We start from the raw sequence: 18,374 nt of genomic DNA, 5'->3' as shown, positions 1-18,374 counted from the left end.
ATGAGCAATCAGTTAGAAAATAAATTAGAAGTAGGACAATCCTTTCCTATTACAATTAAACGTATCGGAATTAATGGAGAGGGTGTAGGTTACTTCAAACGACAAGTTGTCTTTATTAAAGGAGCATTGCCTGGTGAAGAAGTAGTTGCTGAGGTAACGAATGTACGTAACGGCTTTGCTGAAGGGAAAATTCAACGTATTCGAAAAGCATCACCAGATCGCGTAGATCCAACTTGTAAAATCTACGAAAAATGTGGTGGCTGCCAAATTCAGCATGCATCATACGAAGGACAGCTTCGATATAAACGCGACATCGTCATCCAAGCAATGGAAAAATATGCGAAGGATTTACTAGAGAAAACACCAGTTAAAGAAACGATTGGCATGGAAAATCCTTGGAATTACCGCAACAAAAGTCAACTTCAAGCTGGACTTGAAAAAAATAAAATCATCGCTGGACTATATACTCAAAACTCACACAATGTTGTCGATATTGGCCATTGCCCAATTCAACATGAGGATTTGAATAAAATCACTGGTAAAGTGAAGAAAATTTTAACGCGTTTAAATATCCCAGTTTATAATGAACGAAAAAATAAAGGGGTTATTCGAACAATCGTTGCCCGCGTTGGTTTACGCACAGGTCAAATCCAACTTGTTCTAGTAACAGGAACGAAGGATTTTCCTCAGAAAAATGAACTAATTAGTGAAATTAAAAAGAGAATGCCTGAAGTAACAAGCTTAATGCAAAACATTAACAATCAAATGACTTCAGTAATTTTTGGTCGTGAAACTGTTTATTTAGCAGGAGAAGAAGTAATTGAAGAAAAACTCGGTGACTTATCATTCGAACTTTCAGCAAGAGCGTTTTTCCAATTAAATCCTGAACAAACAGTTAAGCTATATGATGAAGTCAAAAAAGCAGCGGCATTGACTGGTACAGAAAAAGTTGTAGACGCTTATTGTGGAGTTGGAACAATCGGACTATGGCTAGCAAAAGACGCAAAAGAAGTTCGCGGCATGGACGTAACAAAAGAAGCGATCATCGATGCGAAAACAAATGCACTAAGCCACGGCTTTACAAACACACATTACGAAGCAGGAAAAGCTGAACAAGTATTACCGAAATGGTTAAAAGAAGGCTGGAAACCAGATGTAATCGTAACTGATCCACCAAGAACTGGTTGTGATGAAGAGTTTCTGAATACTGTATTAAAGATTAAACCAAAGAAATTAGTGTATGTATCTTGTAATCCTTCTACTTTAGCTAGGGATTTAAAGGTATTGAGTAAGAGTTATGATGTGAAGTATTTACAGCCGGTGGATATGTTTCCGCATACGGCGCACGTTGAGTGTATCTCGCAACTCATTTTAAAAGAAGGCAACTAACCCTTGTGGTTGTTGCCTATTCTTGTTCTTCGAAAGGATTTACAAAGTTGTAATGAATACGTAGATTACCTTCAATGCTACAGGTTATCTTATTCACCAAAGAGTGCAAGATTTGAGGAGTTAAATCATCTAGTAATGAAACGTCTTTAAGCTTTTTTCCTAAATCAATTGCATAGTTTTCACTTTTGCACTCTTCAAGCTTTTCTTGATACTCAATCTTGGCTGTTTCTAGTTCAGCTACTTCCTGGTCTATCTGCTTTCTAAATTCAACCAGTTCTTCTCGAGATATAATTTGGTCAGCGTACATATCAAGGTAATCTCTCTTTCTAGAACGTAATTTATTTGCTTTATTTTTGATTTTTGTTAGTTCGTTTGAAATCGAAACCTTCTTTTGATCCAATCTTTTGTGTAAACTCTGTATAAACTCATCATCTTGAATGGAATGGAATAACTCCTGTAAATCCTCTAGGATAATGTGTTTTAGTTCTTTCTCACGGATAACAACTCTATTTAAACAGAAAGGATCACCGTACTTAATATTACCTCCGCATCTATACCCTTTTTGATTTGCCTTGTACCACATTCCTTTTTGGCAATTTTCACAGAACAATACATTAGTGAACAAATGGCTTTTTGGAGCAGTACTTGTACGTGTTCTGGTTTGAAGCATTTTTTTAACTGCCTGAAAAGTCTCCTTTGAGATGATCGGCTCGTGAGTGTTTTCTTGAATTGAAGCTTGAGCTACATCAAGAGTTCTTCGTTTTGTTGTCGTTACTGAGATTGTTTCTGTTCTGTTTTGAACAAGGTCACCACAGTAATGTTGATTGTTTAAGATATTCTTAATAGTAGTAGCGTGCCATAAAGGTGATGCATTAGACTTATTAGCAATTTGTGAAGGTGTAGGAACTTTTTCTGCTGTGAATCTTTTTGCTATTGAATCCATTCCTTTTCCATCCAAGTATTCTCTAAAGATTCTTCTAACAATTTCTGGTGTTTTATCTTCACGAATTTTTAGCTTACCGTTGTCAGAATAGTATCCATAAGGTGGATTAGAACCTATAAATAACCCTCTGTTAGCTTTTGTGCGTTTAGCTACCTTATTTCTTTTACTGCTGTTATCTGACTCGATTTCATAAAGCCAAGCATACAATCCAAAGTTTTTATCGTCCCCGGTAATGGTATTGATTGAATTATCTAGGCATACAATATGAATATTATTTTTTAAGCAGATGTCCCGTAACTCATAGGATAACCTGCCGTTACGAGCTAATCTAGAAAGTTCTTTAGTTAATATCACATCATATAATCCTGCTTTACCGTCTTCAATTAGCCTTTTTAAACCGGGTCTGTTCTCTTTTGTTCCAGATTTCTGATCCTGATAGAAATCGTAAATTTCCCAATTATGTTCGGATACGTGATTACGGAATAAATCCTTCTGATTATCAATAGATGTTTTTTGTGAATCCATCTCTGTGGAGACACGAGCATATACTGCACATCTCAAAACACGATCACCACCATTGTAGTTAAGTATTGAGATGTTGGTGGGTTAGTTATAGTATTGACCATATTCATTTGTCTTATCTGAGGTGTATTTATATCCATTTTTGTTTGTTCTCCTTATTTCTCACATCTATGTTTTAATTTTCGGTATTTCGTCCATACTACTAATAATAGTTCGGTACTTTATCCAGATTGGTATACCAATCTGGATAAAGTACCGAACATCCATTAAATGAAACCCCTAGTTAAAGGGGTTCTGGTGATAGAACTATGTTGATGGTGTTTTTGAAAAACTTAATGTTCGGTACTTTATCCAATCCTTATCTAATTGGATTCGGTACTTCATCCAAAATCAATCAGATCTGAGAAAATATTTGATTTAAAATATAATTTTGACTCCCGGTTCATAGAAAGCATTAGGTAGTCCACAAAATACAATACAATCAATCTCTGCTCATCTAGACCTAATTGATGATCTAGGATTTCATTAAACCTTGAAAAAAACTGACCCGTCTCTACTAGATGATACGCTGTACTTAAATTTTCTTTGCAAATCGAGTATTCGTTTAGAGAATCTTTGTGTTGTTGAATGAATTCAAGGATTTTTATTTCGAGTTCTCTATCTTGGATGTCTTTTGCTGAATTTAACCTTGCTTCAAGAGTTTGTATGCGACAAATCTTTAGTTCGATGCTTTGTTCAACGCCTTTGCTCATTTCATTAATGTATGACAATGTAATAGGTATTATTTGATTTGTAGTAACGATTTCTTTCACACGATTAAGTATTTGAGGTATAAACCTATTGTGAACTTCTTTAATGTCAACTTTATACCCACAAGTTTTACATACATAGTAATGATAATAGTACTTGATGCTATTTCGTTTAGTAGAGGCATTATGGGTACTAAACAATTGATTGCAATGGCTGCATTTTACTTTGTTTAAAAATAAAAAAGGTGTATCTATTCGCCCGAAGGTTTTTTGCAATTGATTATTTTGTTTAATTAATTGAATATGAAATTTGTTAATGATAGTTTCGTGGGCCTTTTCAAAAATGAAATGCTTTTTACCATCATCATTTCTTTTGTGTATATCCCAAATTAAATTTCCAGTATATACTGGGTTTTTTATTATGTTTTCTACTGTGCTCGGTCGCCATACACCACCTTTAGGTGAAGAGATTTCTGCCTCATTTAAAATTGTGGCTATTTTTTGTAAAGATTTTCCCCAACTAGAAAGAAAAAATATGAAGTTTACAATCTCAGCATTATCGTTCGGTTCCAACTGCTTTTTCACTTGGTTATATCCAAAAGGTGTTCTTGAGCCAGGCCTAAACGAATCTTCGTTTTCTAGGTCGGCAATTAAATTACCTACTGCTCTATCAGATTTTATTTCTGATTCGTATTGAGACATTAAGAAATGCATTTTGATTTTAGAATCTTCTGGATCAATTGGTTTATTTGATTCTGTTGTGTAGACCTCAAGTTCTGGCAATATTTCTATTAATGGTCGGTAAAAGTCAATCGTAAATGAATAGCCCGTACGATCCATTCGGGAAATATCGTGGAATATTACGGTTGGAATATTCATTTCAACCATTCTCTCACCAAGTCCCATCAATTGTTTTCGTTTTGATGCTTGTTTGGAATAAGCGCTCGTAACGTCTTCTATGTAAATAAGTTCATCAGGTACAAAGAGTTGATTACGTTTAGCGAATTCTTTAATATGCTGTTTCTGAATTTCAACACTGTTATTTTTTTGTTGCTTATATGAAGAACGACGAATATATGCAAATGCTGTTTTCATATGAAATCTCCTCCATTAAAAATATATTGAGTCTGTAAATCGTGGAGATAGTCAAATTTACTAACCTCAATGTTTACCTCATTCGGATATACAAATACTTTTTTGATAAGCATTGATGTTAGAAAAAAAGAATTAGATTGCCTGCATTTATGAAGATATTTTTTCAATAGGTCTACCAAGCTCTCATTTTCTAATAAAAGTTGCTTTTTTATTTCTAATTGGCTAAGTAAATTCTTTTGAATTTCTTCCAATTTGATTAATTCAATGTAACCAGGATTGTCTCTCCATTTACTAATATCATCGATCTCTAAAATGGTCTTTTCCATTAAATTGTGTATTTGTGCCTCTAGTGACTTTAATTCTCCATCAATATTTTTCCGAATTAGTTGAAAGTAGTGCCTTGAATCTTTCAGAAGAGTTTCTGTATTTAGACTCTCAATTGTCTTCTCAAGTGACTTATTGACAATAAGAATTAAATCTTCTGTTGATATTAAGACTTTTGAATGTTTATGTGAACAGGAATACCAAGCTTTCACTTCAGGGACATTCAAGTGAAACTTCATTGACCGTTTACAAACACCACAACTCACCTCATAGTTATCTTGATTTTTTAAAGACTCTTCAATATCTAGATAAGTTGAAATTACGGTGCTATTATCCCGAAATTGTTGGAATTCCTCATAGGTTAAGTAAGGTTCTACGTGTAAAAGCTTATTTTTTCCAGTAGTTAGATCATACCCTGCATAAAAAGGATCCATTGCAATTTTTAGTAACACCTTTCGATCTTTGTTTAGTTTTCGCCTAAATTCCATTAAAGTAATTTCTAAATCTTTGTGTGTTGATATTTCCCTAATCTTTTTAAAGAATTCTAGTAATAAATCCTTATTTTCAGGTTCTTTTTTAAACTTCTTGTTCTCTTTAAAGTAACCAAATTTTTTAGGAGGGTACCTTTTTCTTGCTTCTTCAGTTCTTCTAGCAATGTTTTTTCCTTCAACATCACTCACGATGTTCATCACACCTTCAAGTAGAGTGCTATTGGTAGATTGGTGATTACCATTTCCAGCTGAAGTATAAAATACCTTGACATTATGCTTTTTACACAGTGAAACAAATAAATTTGATTCATAAAAGTCACGGAACAATCTTGTTCGGTCAAAAGCATAGATAATTTCAACCTGATCACTAACAATCAGTTGGATAAGTTTTTTCATTTGTGGGCGATTATTAATATCCAGTTTGTTGGCTGATACGGCTTTCTCATTCATTATTAATATTTCACTGGGAATGTAATTCTTTCTGTAAATAGCATCCGCCGATTCTTGCAACTGTATATCTTGATTAGTAGTACTAACCCTTCGAAAAAAAACTTTGTGCTTATGTTTATTTGCTATCGTTTGTCTCATTGTTCTTTCTTTCCTTTACTATGTTTTGATAAAGTAACTTCGCCTGAAGTCGATGAGATACATCTAATTGATCCACAATTATTCTCTGGACTAAATGTTGAAGCCAGATATTAGTTACAGAGTTTATCTCAGAATCTGCTTGTATATTAATTTTCTTCCGCATAAACACACCTCCGCATTTCATCTTTGACGGAAATAAGTGTGTTTATACGAGTAAACACTATGACTAACTAGTGTTTGAGCACTAATCTTCAAATATTAAATCTAGTGTTAGTTGAACAGATTCCTCTTTATCTGTGGTCTTAATAATTATTTTGATAATTCCTTTCTCTTGACCAGGGAAAGACTTGATGTTAGTTTGTTTCATCTTTTAACCTCCCGTAAGTAAGAAATTGCTCTAGTAGGAATTGTGATAAGTGGCCTTCCTTCTGAAGTTTCTTTAATTTTTCTGTAAAGGTGTTTATTTCTAATTTAGTTAATGTTCTATCTTGATTTGTGTATATCAAGCACATTCACTTCCTAACTGTTCTTTTTTATCTGATAGCTCTTTTTGATTTAATGGATAATCTAGCATTCTTTCTAATTTAGAGATTAATAAATCTTGGATAATAGTACTTGCATTAAGTGCATTTTCTTGTGTAGCATAGCAGCGGATAACTTTCAAAATTCTCTCTCCTTATTTCGGTTATATATTTGTCAGAAAAAAAGGAAGTAATTAAAGCTCAATACTGATTCTTATATTTAAGTGTTTATTTATTGGTTTATTTACTTCTTAATTTCTTGCTTATAATTTTTCGAATGAATTATATTCAATAACTTCTTAAAAAAAGAAGGGTTAAATAGAAAAAAATAAAAAAAAATTATATTTAGTTGTTTTATTGATTGAAAAATGAAATATAGGGGTGTTTCAGAAGTTTATAAACAAATAAAAAACACCGCTGTAAACGTAGCGGTGATATGAGTAATGTGTGATAAATTCATTTGGTACTTAGTACAAATTTTAACTTGAAACTTTTCTAATAAAGAAAATGGAGAGGACGTAAATTTTAAAATTATAATATATACTCACGGAAAAATTTTGTCTCAAGTCGTGAAAGAATAATGAATTGTGGGATATATGAAATGATTTTTACATCTTTAAAAATATCAAAAATGAATTTGATTCTAAATAATAGAAGATTAAAAGTTTATGCTAAAATGGACTAAAAGACTAAAAAGGTGGGAGTTCCTTGAAGAATAAGCTATATCTCCAAAAAAGGACATTACTTAGTATATTAATCTCCTCAATTTTATTAATAAATACGATAGTAGTACCAGTTGCATTTGCTGAAGATTTAGAGTCAATGAAACAAATAATCTCTAAAACTGTTACCCCTCAATCAACCAAAACTAGTATGTTCAATCAGGGTGGAGGGTATCAAACAGGAAAGTACGATTTAAATGCCATTCAACCGACAGCAACGAATTGGACTAGACAAACGCGTTTACTGTTAGGAATTGATCCTAAGGTGGGTTGGTCAACTAATATCGGAAATGGAAATTATTCTGGATATGGCTATTCTTCACCGGTTATTAGTGCAGATGGAACAATTTACGTGAGAAGTGCTAGTGGATTTTTCAAAGCAATCGATAAAAGTGGTGTAGTGAAGTGGTCCATTACTACTGGAGCAGATAGAGGTGCTTCACCGGTGATAGCGGAAGACGGAACAATATACTTAGGGGCTACAGGAAAAAACGGGGTTTATGCAGTAAATCCAGACGGTACGGAAAAATTCTTTACTGAAACAGATTCTGGTATAGAAAGTTCTCCATCAATAGGTAACGATGGAACAATCTACGCATTAGATAAGCTCGGGACTCTAGTTGCAATAAGTCCGTATGGAATGAAAAAATGGACATTTTCAGACTCGGGAAACCAATTCAACCCAAGTTCTCCTGTTATAGGGAAAGAAGGAAATGTTTATTTTGTTAAGGGAGGATCTTTATATTCTGTGACTTCCAAAGGAGAATTTAACTGGAAAATCATCTTAAGATACAACGATGTATCCTTTTCCACGCCCACAATTGGTGCAGATGGTACGATTTATTTAGTGAATAATTTTGGTGAATTTTATGCAGTAAATCCAGACGGGAGCAGAAAATGGGTAACTGGGTTAGAAAATACTATACAAAGCCCGAATTCTCCAGTTATCGCAGCAGATGGGACAATTTATATTTATGATAATACAAAGTTGTATGCCTATCAATCAGATGCAACAGTGAAATGGTCTATTCCTGTTAGAGTAAATTCGCTCCCGATTTTAGGAAAAGACGGAACAATTTATCTAAATGCAACTGTCCCATCTGCCCATCTAAACAGCAGGGCAACGGCAACTGAAGCATTCAATAGTAAAGGTGAATATTTATGGTCTATTTCACTAGGTGATTCCGTACCATTCGATCTTCCATTAGCCATTAATAATGAAGCATTTTATGTATACGCATCTGACGGCTATCTTTATTCATTTACAACTACAGATGTAATTGCGCCTGATGTACCTATTGTCGATGAAGTCACTGATCAATCACTAAGTATTACAGGAAAAGCGGAGCCTGGTTCTACAATGACGGTAACAACAAAACAAACAAATATTGCTAGTGGTATAACAAAACAAGATGGAACATATAGCATACCAATTAATTATTTAAAAGCGGGGACGCAATTAACATTTGTTGCTACAGATGCAGCAGGAAATAGTAGTGATGCCACTAAAATTATTGTAAAAGATGTTACATCACCTACAACACCAACAGTAAATGAGGTAACAGATCTAACTACGAATATAAGTGGTGAAGCAGAACCAGGTTCAATAATTAATGTGAAGTCTGGACAAGAGATACTTGGTAAAACCATTACAAACGAGAATGGTAGTTTCACAGTATTGATTGATAAGCAGAAAGCGGGAACAAAATTATTCGTTACTTCAACTGATGATTCGGGAAATGTAAGTGAAGCTACTGAAATAATTGTAAAAGATACTACTAAACCGGTTATCAACGGGGTAAAAGATGTAACTATAAATATAGGTGAAATTTTTGATACTTTAAAAGGTGTGACTGCCGAGGACGGTTTAGATGGGAATTTAACTGATTATATACGTGTTATTGGAACGATTGATAACTCAAGACCAAATACATCTACTTTAACGTATATTGTGACTGATAAATCAGGAAATAAAACTACACTCTCTAGAAAAATTACAGTCATTGATAATATTAAACCCGTAATTTTAGGGGGAACTACCAAATCCATTGCAATTAACTCGATTTTCGATCCATATAATAGCGTATACGCGTATGACAATGTAGACAATGATCTTACTGAAAATATGAAAGTAAGTGGTACGCTTGATACGAAGAAAAGAGGGGAATACACCTTAACTTATACTGTTTCTGACAAATCGGGAAATACGACCGCCGTTATAAGAAAAATAACTGTATATGATAATGTAAAACCAATTATCACTGGAGCAACTAGTAAAACCATTGTGATCGGAGCAAGTTTCAATGCTAAAGCTGGAGTATTTGCAACAGATAATGTAGATGGTAGTTTAACAAATATTATTAAAATAAGTGGCTCGATAAATACAAAAGCAAAGGGTACCTATACATTAACTTATTCCGTTTCAGATACTTCAGGGAATGTAACAACTGTCATTAGAAAGATAACTGTCATTGATAACATAAAACCAGTTATTACTGGAGCAACAAATAAAACTATCAAACTAAATTCAACTTTCAATCCAAGAACAGGTGTGACTGCAAAAGATAATGTAGATGGCGACTTAACTAAGTCAATCGTTATTACTGGTAGTGTAAATACGAAGAAAAGAGGAACTTACAACTTAACGTATACTGTATCGGATAAATCAGGAAATAAAACGATTATTACTCGGAAAATTACGGTATCTTAGAAAAGTTGCTTCAAAATAAATTGTCTAGTTTAGAAAAAAGGCCAAGTTAATACTAGGTCTTTTATTTTATTACATAAATTAAAATATATTTTTGTTAAAATTTGGTATAATTTATATAAAAGATTCAAAATAAGTATTTTTCTAAAAAATGTAGATTGAACTTGCCGAGGTAGATTTGAATATTAGCTATATCAAATGCGAGGAATTTTATCGTGAAGATGTCAATTATAGGGGATAGATAATTTGAAATTAAATACTGACTATGAAATCCTAAAACAGGATTATGAATGTTTTAAACCATATTTTGAGTTGCATAGACAATCAATTGAGAAACTTTTCTACCATTATCTAAACCAAGGTAATTCAAAAGATCTCAATGAATTTTTTGAGAAGAATTTAGATAAGGAAATTACTAACGAATTCAAACAAAAATTTATTTACAATAGTACAGTGTGTTTTTATAGGTCTTTTGATTTGTTTTTAGCATTAGTAACTTTAGAGTCAAGAAAATTTAATACTTGGTCTGAAGTAACTGCATATTATAGTAAATTTTATATTATTAAGGCCATATGTTTTCTTTTCCAAAGAGGGCATATGGTATTGAACTCGTTAGGCAGTCGACCTCTAAATGATAAAAATGATAAGAAGTTTTTTTTCTATTTTGATACCAAACTACAATTGTTTAACCATAAAACGCCTGAATATAAAGAGTTATTTAAGAATGGCAAAGGTTCACATCAGGTTTGGTGGTCATTATTAAACTCATTAAAAGGGATAGTTGGTATAAAGAATGAGCGTTTTAATTTTGTGTTAGATCAATATCTAACCAATCCTTCAATTAGAAATGAAGTAAATTATTCACTAGAATATTTAGAAGGTTTTCACGAATTAGAGTGGTTTGATTCAAATATTCAGGATAGGTTTAATAGAATGAATTATACTGATTCTAATAAACTTAGAGATTTTACTTCAAAAGAACGTTTCTATCAAAATACTCACCCTGAACAAATAGATGAAGGAGATTACTATACTGATATAAGAGTTTTTATTTGGGAATCACTTCTCTGCTATCTTGAAATTTTTAAAGACTTGTTGGGAGATAACTTTTTATTAAAGAGAGAAAATATTGAGTATTTACTTGAGGCACATCAGTTTAAGGAGATTAGTACTTCATTAGAAGATAGTATGAAGACAGAATTAAAAAGGATATTAGGCTAAAAATCCAAAAACGTTTAAAGATTATAAACAAATTAATAGCTGTCTGTAAGTATGTTTGAGTAGAAAGGTTCAGCAATAAAGCTAAACTCAGACAGTTAACAAATTAAGAGGTGAAAAAAATGACTAGTACCATTAATCAAGTATTTGTAAATATAAAAGATGGTGGATTAAGAAATGTAATTAAGCCCGTCAAAAATATTGATTTTGAGTTGTTTGATAAAACCAAGCCAGAAACTACTTACTTTAGAGGAAAACCTATTGAAGGTGGACTATGGACCACAGATGACGGGTACACTTGGACAAGTCATATTATTAATAATTTAAAAGTTGTGCCAACATTCGAAGATAAGCTGCCAAAAAACGGAAAATATTGGGAGTTTTACAATTTAACAGCAAAAGAACCAAATCTCTATATAGTAGATAGTAAGGAAGATTATAATTATTTGTTGGATAAATATCTTTTAGAAAAATATTTAACCTTTAATTACTTAAATTGGGAAGGAATTAGTAAAGACTATGATGGAGTAAAATTAACAATGAAAGGCCAAGAAGAAACAAAAAGGGATTTATTTGGATGGGAAGTTCCTCAAATTCTTTGGTTTAAGTGGGTTTTTGAAGAGCCTGGTACTCCTCAGCAGGTTCCATTCACAATAAACCTTGTTTAGGAAACCATTGGAATAAAGATAAACCCAATAACGTCGCTGTAGTTGTCAATCACAATCCACACAGAAAGTGCGTGACACAACTCATTTTAAAAGAAGAAAACTAAAACTCATTAGAAGACAACATCTTAATCGATTGTTGTCTTTTTTTTGTGGCTTTAAGAAGGAGTTTTTGAAAGCTAGGAAGAGTTAAGAATTATAGAAAATACTTAATATCTAGAGTGATAAAAAATTGGTATAATAAGGTAAAAATGTAGGGGTAAGATTAAGGAGTGATCTCATATGAATAATTCATATAGCGAAACTGAACAATGGATAGGTAGACGCCATAGATGGTTACAAGATGCTGCTTCACGAATAATTCAAAATAATAATGATTTTAGTCAACAAGACATTATTGAGTTAACTGATTTGTGTAAGGCAGAAGCAATTAATGCTATTAGTAATGAGTTTAAAAAAATTGAAGCCAACACGCTTTCTGCTAAGAATTCTTCTACTCAATTAAGACTAATTGAAATAAAAAATATTCAGGGAATAAATGCACTTGGTCCAAGAAACCCACTAACTTTTAATGGTTCTCTATCAATTGTGTATGGACAAAATGGATCAGGTAAATCCAGTTATGTTCGCCTTTTAAAACATATCTCTGGAGCAAAAACTGCTGAAAAATTATTGGGAAATGCATTTATTGATGAACAGCAACCTCAGCAATGCATAATCTCTATAGATGAAAATGAAGAGACAAGAGAAATTTTATGGACTCCTGAAACAGGTACGCTAAATGAATTAAGGCCACTCCAACTATATGATACTGATTATGCAAATGTTTATGTTAATGATGAAAATGAAGTTACTTATGAACCTTGGATACTTCAATTTTTCAGCCAATTAACAAATATCTGTTTAAGAGTTGGACAAGCAATTAAACAGGAAATGGAAGGTATTAGGCTTACAGTATTGAGTCCCAGTAAAGAAATGAGTAAATCAAAATCAATCCTATGGTTTAATGAACTTAATACTTCAACAAGTAAAGAACATATCGAATCATATTGTAGTTGGGATGAAAATGATGAAAATCAATTAAACATAAAAAGGCAGCAGCTTGCAGAGAAAGACCCTACTGAAAAGATAAAACAACTTAGAAATACAGTTACGATTTATAACGATATTCACTCTTTGCTAAAGGGAGTTAGCGCTACTTTAAGTAAAGAAAAATGTGAAGAGATAATTAAAGCGAAGGTAGATTATATTATCAAGAGAAAAGCGACTGACGATGCGGCCAAAAAAGTTTTTGAGGGGCTACCACTAGATGGTGTTGGAACTGAAAGCTGGAAATTGCTATGGGAACAAGCAAGAAGATATTCTGAACAATTTGCTTATCCTAATGAACAATTTCCATTCATAACTTCAGAGGCGAATTGCGTACTTTGTCAGCAACCTCTCTCTAGTGACGCACAAAAAAGGCTGAATAACTTCGAGACATTTATAAAAGATTCGTTAAGTAAGCAAGCTAAATCTGCAGAAGAACATCTGAATAATTTACTAGATTCATTAAAGGATATACCATCAGAGTCAGAATTAGCGCTTCATTTTAGATTAATGGATTTGACTTCTGAAGAACAGAATCAAATTATTAACTTTGTTAATATTTTGGAAAAAAGAAAGGAGAGTCTAAAAGAAATCACTTCATTAGATCATAAACTTCCTCCTTTACCATCTGAAGAAATATTAATAGCTTTAAATGAAGTAGCTGCATCAAATATGCAGCAAGCTCTAAGTTATGAGAGTTTAGTAGAATTAGATAATAAAGATGAGTTAAGAGATGAAATTTTAGAACTAGAAGCACAAAAATGGTTACATCAGAATAAATTTGTTATTTCTGAAAATGTGGATAAAATGAAGAAAATCAGTGAATTAAAGAATGCTTACTCATTAACTAATACACAAGCGCTTTCTACAAAAAAATCATCTTTATCTGACGAACTAATAACATCAGAATATATTAAAAGATTTGAAAGGGAATTAAAAGAACTAGGTGGTTCTAGAATTAATGTGAAGCTTGTAAAAACAAGGGCTACAAAAGGACAAATCTATCATCAAGTACAATTAAAAAATGGCTTGAAAAATGTAACTACATCTGAAGTGCTAAGTGAAGGCGAACTTCGACTAGTTTCGTTAGCGGGTTTTATAGCAGATGTAGAAAGTAGTTCAGATAATGTTCCTTTTATTTTTGATGATCCAATTTCATCTTTAGATCAATTATTTGAAGAAGCAACTATTAAAAGAATAGCCAGACTAAGTTTAAATCGACAAGTAATAGTATTTACTCACCGTTTATCCTTTCTTACTTTACTCCAAGAAGCTGCAAAAGATATGGGGTTAGATTATGATGTCACTTGGTTACGTACGGAATCTTGGGGTGCGGGAGAACCAGGTGAGGTTCCGATATTTGGAAAGAAGCCTATTTCTGCTTTAAATCAACTATTAAATGAAAGATTAAGTAGAGCAAGAAAAATCTTACAAGAACAGGGAAAAGCAGAATATGATTTATTCGCAAAAGGAATCTGTAGTGAATTTAGAATACTATTAGAACGTCTTATAGAAAATGATTTGCTTGCCGATGTTGTTCAAAGATTTAGACGATCTATCACTACTCAAGGTAAAATTCATAAACTAGCTAAAATTAGTATTGATGATTGTAAAATATTTGAGGAGCTACTAACAAAGTATTCTAAATACGAGCATTCTCAATCTTATGAAACACCAACTCCCTTGCCTGAACCAGATGAACTAAAAGAGGATATGGAAAGCATAAAAAACTGGGTGACTGAGTTTAATAAACGTAGAAATTAGTTCAATTCAAACAAACTTTTTTAATGTGAAAATAAAATAGGATACAAAGGAGTATAAAGTAATTGCTAAGCGAAAAGGAAAAATATCATCAATCAATTGCACTTGAATTTAAAAACAAGATTGATAGGTTAGGCTTTTTTTTACCTTTTGAAAACGGAACTATCTATCATAAATTTCGTTCAGGGGTAGAAGAAGGGTTGCCTATAAATGATATCAAGGATATTCTAAAAGAACTTTTTACAAAAGAAGTGGGTAAAAACGGAATGTGGGATATATTTGTAACTAGTTTATTAGAAGAAGACCCAAACGAATATATGAGAGCAAATATACAGAATAGTAATGGTAATACAGATGAATCACAAAACAGATTAAAAAATAGGCGGAATATATTAACACACTATTTCACGAATAATGATTTGAATATTGATAAAATAATTTATTTATACAATAAAATAAGAACTTTAACACCCAGAAATGTACAAAATTATCCTGAGGGAAATTACAGAGAATACTTACTAATTGAACATTTAAGAAAAATATTGCCATCTACAGTTGAAGTTGGAACAGGATTTATAATTGATGAAAATTATCATACTACTAACCAAATTGACATAATAGTATATGATGCTAACATTGCCCCACTATTTAGATCAGGAGACTTAGTAGTTGTAGTGCCTAAAAGTGTTTTTGGGATTATTGAAGTGAAAACTACACATTACCCAAATAAATTAAATGAAGAACTAAAAAAGGCAAATCAAAATTTTGAACTTATAAAGAAAAGTATTGGAAATGAAAATCGTACGGAAATTTTTAACGGTATTTTTTATTTTAAATCGAGTTTAACTGTTAAAAATATTGAAGATAGCTGTAAAACTGTACAAGTATTACGTGAATTTGAAGAAGAATCTTTTGTTGCTAATCATATTGCTTTTGGAGATTCCGTATTCGTTAGAAAAAATTATAGCTCGTTTTCATTTTATGATATGAAAGAAGGAAATTTAGCATTTGCATATTTTTTCTCGAATTTAATCGATATAATTATGCGTAAAAAAAATTTAACTAATGAAGCTTTATCTAAATTTATTTTTCCTATTGATGGAGATGGTGGAAAAGAAGGAAGAAAAATTATTTAATACTTTTATTTATTATTTAAAATAGCCTAATGAATTTTAAAAGGAACATAAAACAGTAATGTATAAAGTCCACCCAATAGGGAAAATTCTTGCTCATTTCTCAAAATAAATAGTTAGTAAACCACCAACATCTTTTGTGTTGCCACATACGCTCTACACATACAGTGGATGTCACAACTCATCCTGAAAAAAGGGTAGCATTCTTTCGAATGCTGCCCTTTTTTATAACCCTCTACCGCCGCAATAATTTTAAATGTTTTTAAATGATTTTTACGAAACACCTGTTCCTATTTCTGGATAATAAAACATATGTTTGGTTATTCTATGGGGAAAGAATAGGAGGCAATTATAATGATAATAAATGCAGAACATATCGCTATACAATTACTGGAACAGGGGATTTATCAGGAATACAAGAAAGCTGAAAAGAATTTAAAATTAATCAAGGAAGAATTTCGTAATCGATTACATTCTTACGAGGGGAACAGAATTGAATTTCTCAAACATAATTTGGTGGCGAAGTTTACTCGAAGAAAAAAATATCATTATACAGATCAATTTGCTTTAAATGATTATTTGCATAACATAGGTATCCTTCCTGCTGTTGTAAAGATCTCTCATAAATGTATTAAAGATAATCCGGATTTAGTTAAAAGACTAGAACCTTTCCAGCAACAAGATAAATTTTATGTAAGACCTACTTTGAAGCCTGAGGGAAGGATAGATATAATCGCACCTAGTGTTACTCCTTTGGAAAATTTGGATATCGATAGTCTTGCCGTTTTGTTTAACAGGTTCTATGAAATCCACAAGAAAATGCAATATTTATATGATATGGCCAAGCAAAGAATGTTAAATTGCCCAATTCTTCAAAAGGAAAAAAAAATCAACTTTAAATACGGGAGCCTTTCTCTTATTAAATGCCAACCTGAATATGACTCCTATAAGATTTTTAATGATTTTGGTGCTGAATTTTTAATAAATTATGGACAGGTTTCCCTTGAAAAGTTGCAAGAGTATATGTTAAAGGGAATTTTGTCTCAACGAGTTATTGATCGATACAGGGTTGTCATAGACATTTTACTTTCATTTCACTTACTTCCTTTAGATGTCGAGCAACAAATGCTAGAAAGATTTCATAACAAGCGTATTATCGTTTCTTTAAATTCCTATCTATCAAGTCGTAGTGTAGACTCTTAAAAAAGAACAAATATTTTTTAATAGGGGGCGGTTTTTATGGACGAAAAGAACTCTTTCCAATCCGGTTATCACCAAGGATTTAGTGATGGTTTTCTCCAAGGTCAGGAGCTATTTAAAAAACAAATTTTAGAGCGTATGAGAAATCAGGAATTAATCATTAAACAGCTATCATCAATAAAAATTAGCAGAAACTATAGGTCACGGCAGGAATTTTGACAACAAAAACGGCTGATTTTTGTCCTGATAATTGTTACTTCTTTCTAAGAAAGTACGGACTAGTACCAAACTTTCTCTGTATAAAAAATGTCATATTGTATCCAAATCTAGCAGTATCAAAAAATACTTTTTAATTTATCTAATTGGTAAGGGATTATTTAATTTTTTCGAAATTAACAATAGGATAGGAAATCATTAAATTTCTAAATCAATAGTCTTATTGGTTTTGATTATTTAATACCCAAGAAATATTTTAATATAACTGGCAGTGTGCTCATTCATCTATCGGTAGGCGATTGGATAATGCAAAAAAGACGTAAAAAAATTGTTAGAGTTTCCCGTCAACCTCGCTCACGACTTACCATCGTGATGTCATCCCGTTAGAAGGGAATTAATTTCCCCAGATTGATCCTAATACGCCTTCCATTTTTGGTTATTAGGACTCAAACATCCCGTGCTCGTTGCAAATTGCAAGGTGGGTTGTGGTACGTTTCGTGGTGAAACGGTTGGTAAAGCGAGACCTGGGCGACTCAGAAGTGCATTTGGTGCACTTTCTGGTACTACAATATAACGGCGGCTCCAAACGCAAAACAGGAGTTTTCTAATAATGCCGAATTCTACCCTTAAAGTGAAGGGTGAATTCTGGGCTTCACCACCACATATCAGGTTAGTTAAAAGTTAATAAATAAGAATCATCATCAATTTCTTAAAATAAATATATCAATACCTAAAAGATAAACGGGGGCTTTACTTAAATAAGAGTAAAGCTTTTTCTTTACTATTCAAGTAAAGGTTAGGTTATCAGAAGAAGGTTTTAATTAAAAAGGTACAAATAATTGCTTAATGAGAATCGCGATAATATATATGGTCATTCTAAAAGAAGGAGGGATGATCTTGTTATTTCGGATATTATTACTGCTGATATTATTCAGTTATAAATTTTCTTCTATTGCTAGTGCAGAAGCACCACTTACTGCTGCATTTATCCGTGAACACCAACTATGGATAAAAAAGGGAGATCAAGAAATACAACTTACA

The 18,374-nt window shown here is 32.2% G+C and carries 14 protein-coding genes; 8 read left to right on the top strand and 6 right to left on the bottom strand.

From position 1 onward, the window contains the following. Nucleotides 1–1,389 carry a 23S rRNA (uracil(1939)-C(5))-methyltransferase RlmD gene (rlmD, locus tag COC46_RS14225; RefSeq protein ID WP_098810368.1) on the top strand — a complete coding sequence of 463 codons (1,389 nt, stop codon included), beginning with the start codon at nucleotides 1–3 and terminating at the stop codon, nucleotides 1,387–1,389. Nucleotides 1,390–1,405: 16 nt separating this feature from the next. Here the strand turns inward: rlmD and COC46_RS14220 are convergent, their stop codons facing one another. From COC46_RS14220 to COC46_RS22235, 6 genes are all read right to left on the bottom strand, one after another. Next, nucleotides 1,406–2,893 (bottom strand): recombinase family protein, encoded by a 1,488-nt coding sequence (locus COC46_RS14220; RefSeq protein ID WP_098810367.1) that lies wholly within the window; start codon nucleotides 2,891–2,893, stop codon nucleotides 1,406–1,408. Nucleotides 2,894–3,234: 341 nt separating this feature from the next. Continuing rightward, on the bottom strand, nucleotides 3,235–4,698 hold the full coding sequence (locus tag COC46_RS14215) for a recombinase family protein (RefSeq protein WP_098810366.1): 1,464 nt from the start codon (nucleotides 4,696–4,698) through the stop codon (nucleotides 3,235–3,237). Then, nucleotides 4,695–6,101 carry a recombinase family protein gene (locus tag COC46_RS14210; protein ID WP_098810365.1) on the bottom strand — a complete coding sequence of 469 codons (1,407 nt, stop codon included), beginning with the start codon at nucleotides 6,099–6,101 and terminating at the stop codon, nucleotides 4,695–4,697. The genes COC46_RS14215 and COC46_RS14210 overlap by 4 nt, the downstream gene beginning before the upstream one ends. Continuing rightward, on the bottom strand, nucleotides 6,079–6,264 hold the full coding sequence (locus COC46_RS14205; RefSeq protein ID WP_098810364.1) for a hypothetical protein: 186 nt from the start codon (nucleotides 6,262–6,264) through the stop codon (nucleotides 6,079–6,081). The genes COC46_RS14210 and COC46_RS14205 overlap by 23 nt, the downstream gene beginning before the upstream one ends. A gap of 81 nt (nucleotides 6,265–6,345) precedes the next feature. Beyond that, the gene (locus COC46_RS22740; protein ID WP_255294907.1) at nucleotides 6,346–6,468 is read right to left on the bottom strand and encodes a hypothetical protein; all 123 of its coding nucleotides are present in this window, start codon (nucleotides 6,466–6,468) and stop codon (nucleotides 6,346–6,348) included. Between the two features lie 135 nt (nucleotides 6,469–6,603). After that, complete coding sequence (locus COC46_RS22235; RefSeq protein WP_176545158.1) at nucleotides 6,604–6,765, bottom strand: hypothetical protein; 162 nt, start codon at nucleotides 6,763–6,765, stop codon at nucleotides 6,604–6,606. 565 nt (nucleotides 6,766–7,330) lie between these two features. On the opposite strand from COC46_RS22235, the gene COC46_RS14200 reads away from it, so the two are divergent. The 7 genes from COC46_RS14200 to COC46_RS14170 all read left to right on the top strand — a co-directional run bounded on the left by COC46_RS14200 (nucleotide 7,331) and on the right by COC46_RS14170 (nucleotide 17,336). Continuing rightward, nucleotides 7,331–10,054, top strand: coding sequence for an immunoglobulin-like domain-containing protein (locus tag COC46_RS14200; protein ID WP_098810363.1), 2,724 nt, complete (start codon nucleotides 7,331–7,333; stop codon nucleotides 10,052–10,054). Nucleotides 10,055–10,297: 243 nt separating this feature from the next. Beyond that, complete coding sequence (locus COC46_RS14195; RefSeq protein WP_098810362.1) at nucleotides 10,298–11,272, top strand: hypothetical protein; 975 nt, start codon at nucleotides 10,298–10,300, stop codon at nucleotides 11,270–11,272. 119 nt (nucleotides 11,273–11,391) lie between these two features. Beyond that, nucleotides 11,392–11,937: a hypothetical protein gene (locus COC46_RS14190; RefSeq protein ID WP_098810361.1), complete on the top strand. Its 546-nt coding sequence runs from the start codon at nucleotides 11,392–11,394 to the stop codon at nucleotides 11,935–11,937. A 279-nt stretch (nucleotides 11,938–12,216) separates the two neighbouring features. Then, nucleotides 12,217–14,787: an AAA family ATPase gene (locus COC46_RS14185; protein WP_098810360.1), complete on the top strand. Its 2,571-nt coding sequence runs from the start codon at nucleotides 12,217–12,219 to the stop codon at nucleotides 14,785–14,787. Between the two features lie 62 nt (nucleotides 14,788–14,849). Further along, a complete protein-coding gene (locus COC46_RS14180; RefSeq protein ID WP_098810359.1) occupies nucleotides 14,850–15,920 on the top strand; it encodes a DUF6602 domain-containing protein in 1,071 nt (356 codons plus the stop codon). Nucleotides 15,921–16,271: 351 nt separating this feature from the next. Further along, nucleotides 16,272–17,120, top strand: a complete 849-nt coding sequence (locus COC46_RS14175) for a hypothetical protein (RefSeq protein ID WP_098810358.1) — start codon at nucleotides 16,272–16,274, stop codon at nucleotides 17,118–17,120. A gap of 36 nt (nucleotides 17,121–17,156) precedes the next feature. Continuing rightward, the gene (locus COC46_RS14170; protein ID WP_098810357.1) at nucleotides 17,157–17,336 is read left to right on the top strand and encodes a hypothetical protein; all 180 of its coding nucleotides are present in this window, start codon (nucleotides 17,157–17,159) and stop codon (nucleotides 17,334–17,336) included. Nucleotides 17,337–18,374: the final 1,038 nt, after the last annotated feature.

The sequence above is a fragment of the Bacillus sp. AFS041924 genome (assembly GCF_002577195.1).
Classification (GTDB): Bacteria; Bacillota; Bacilli; order Bacillales; family Bacillaceae_G; genus Gottfriedia.
The sequence above is the reverse complement of the archived record's forward strand: the minus strand, read 5'-3'. Positions and strand labels throughout refer to the sequence as shown.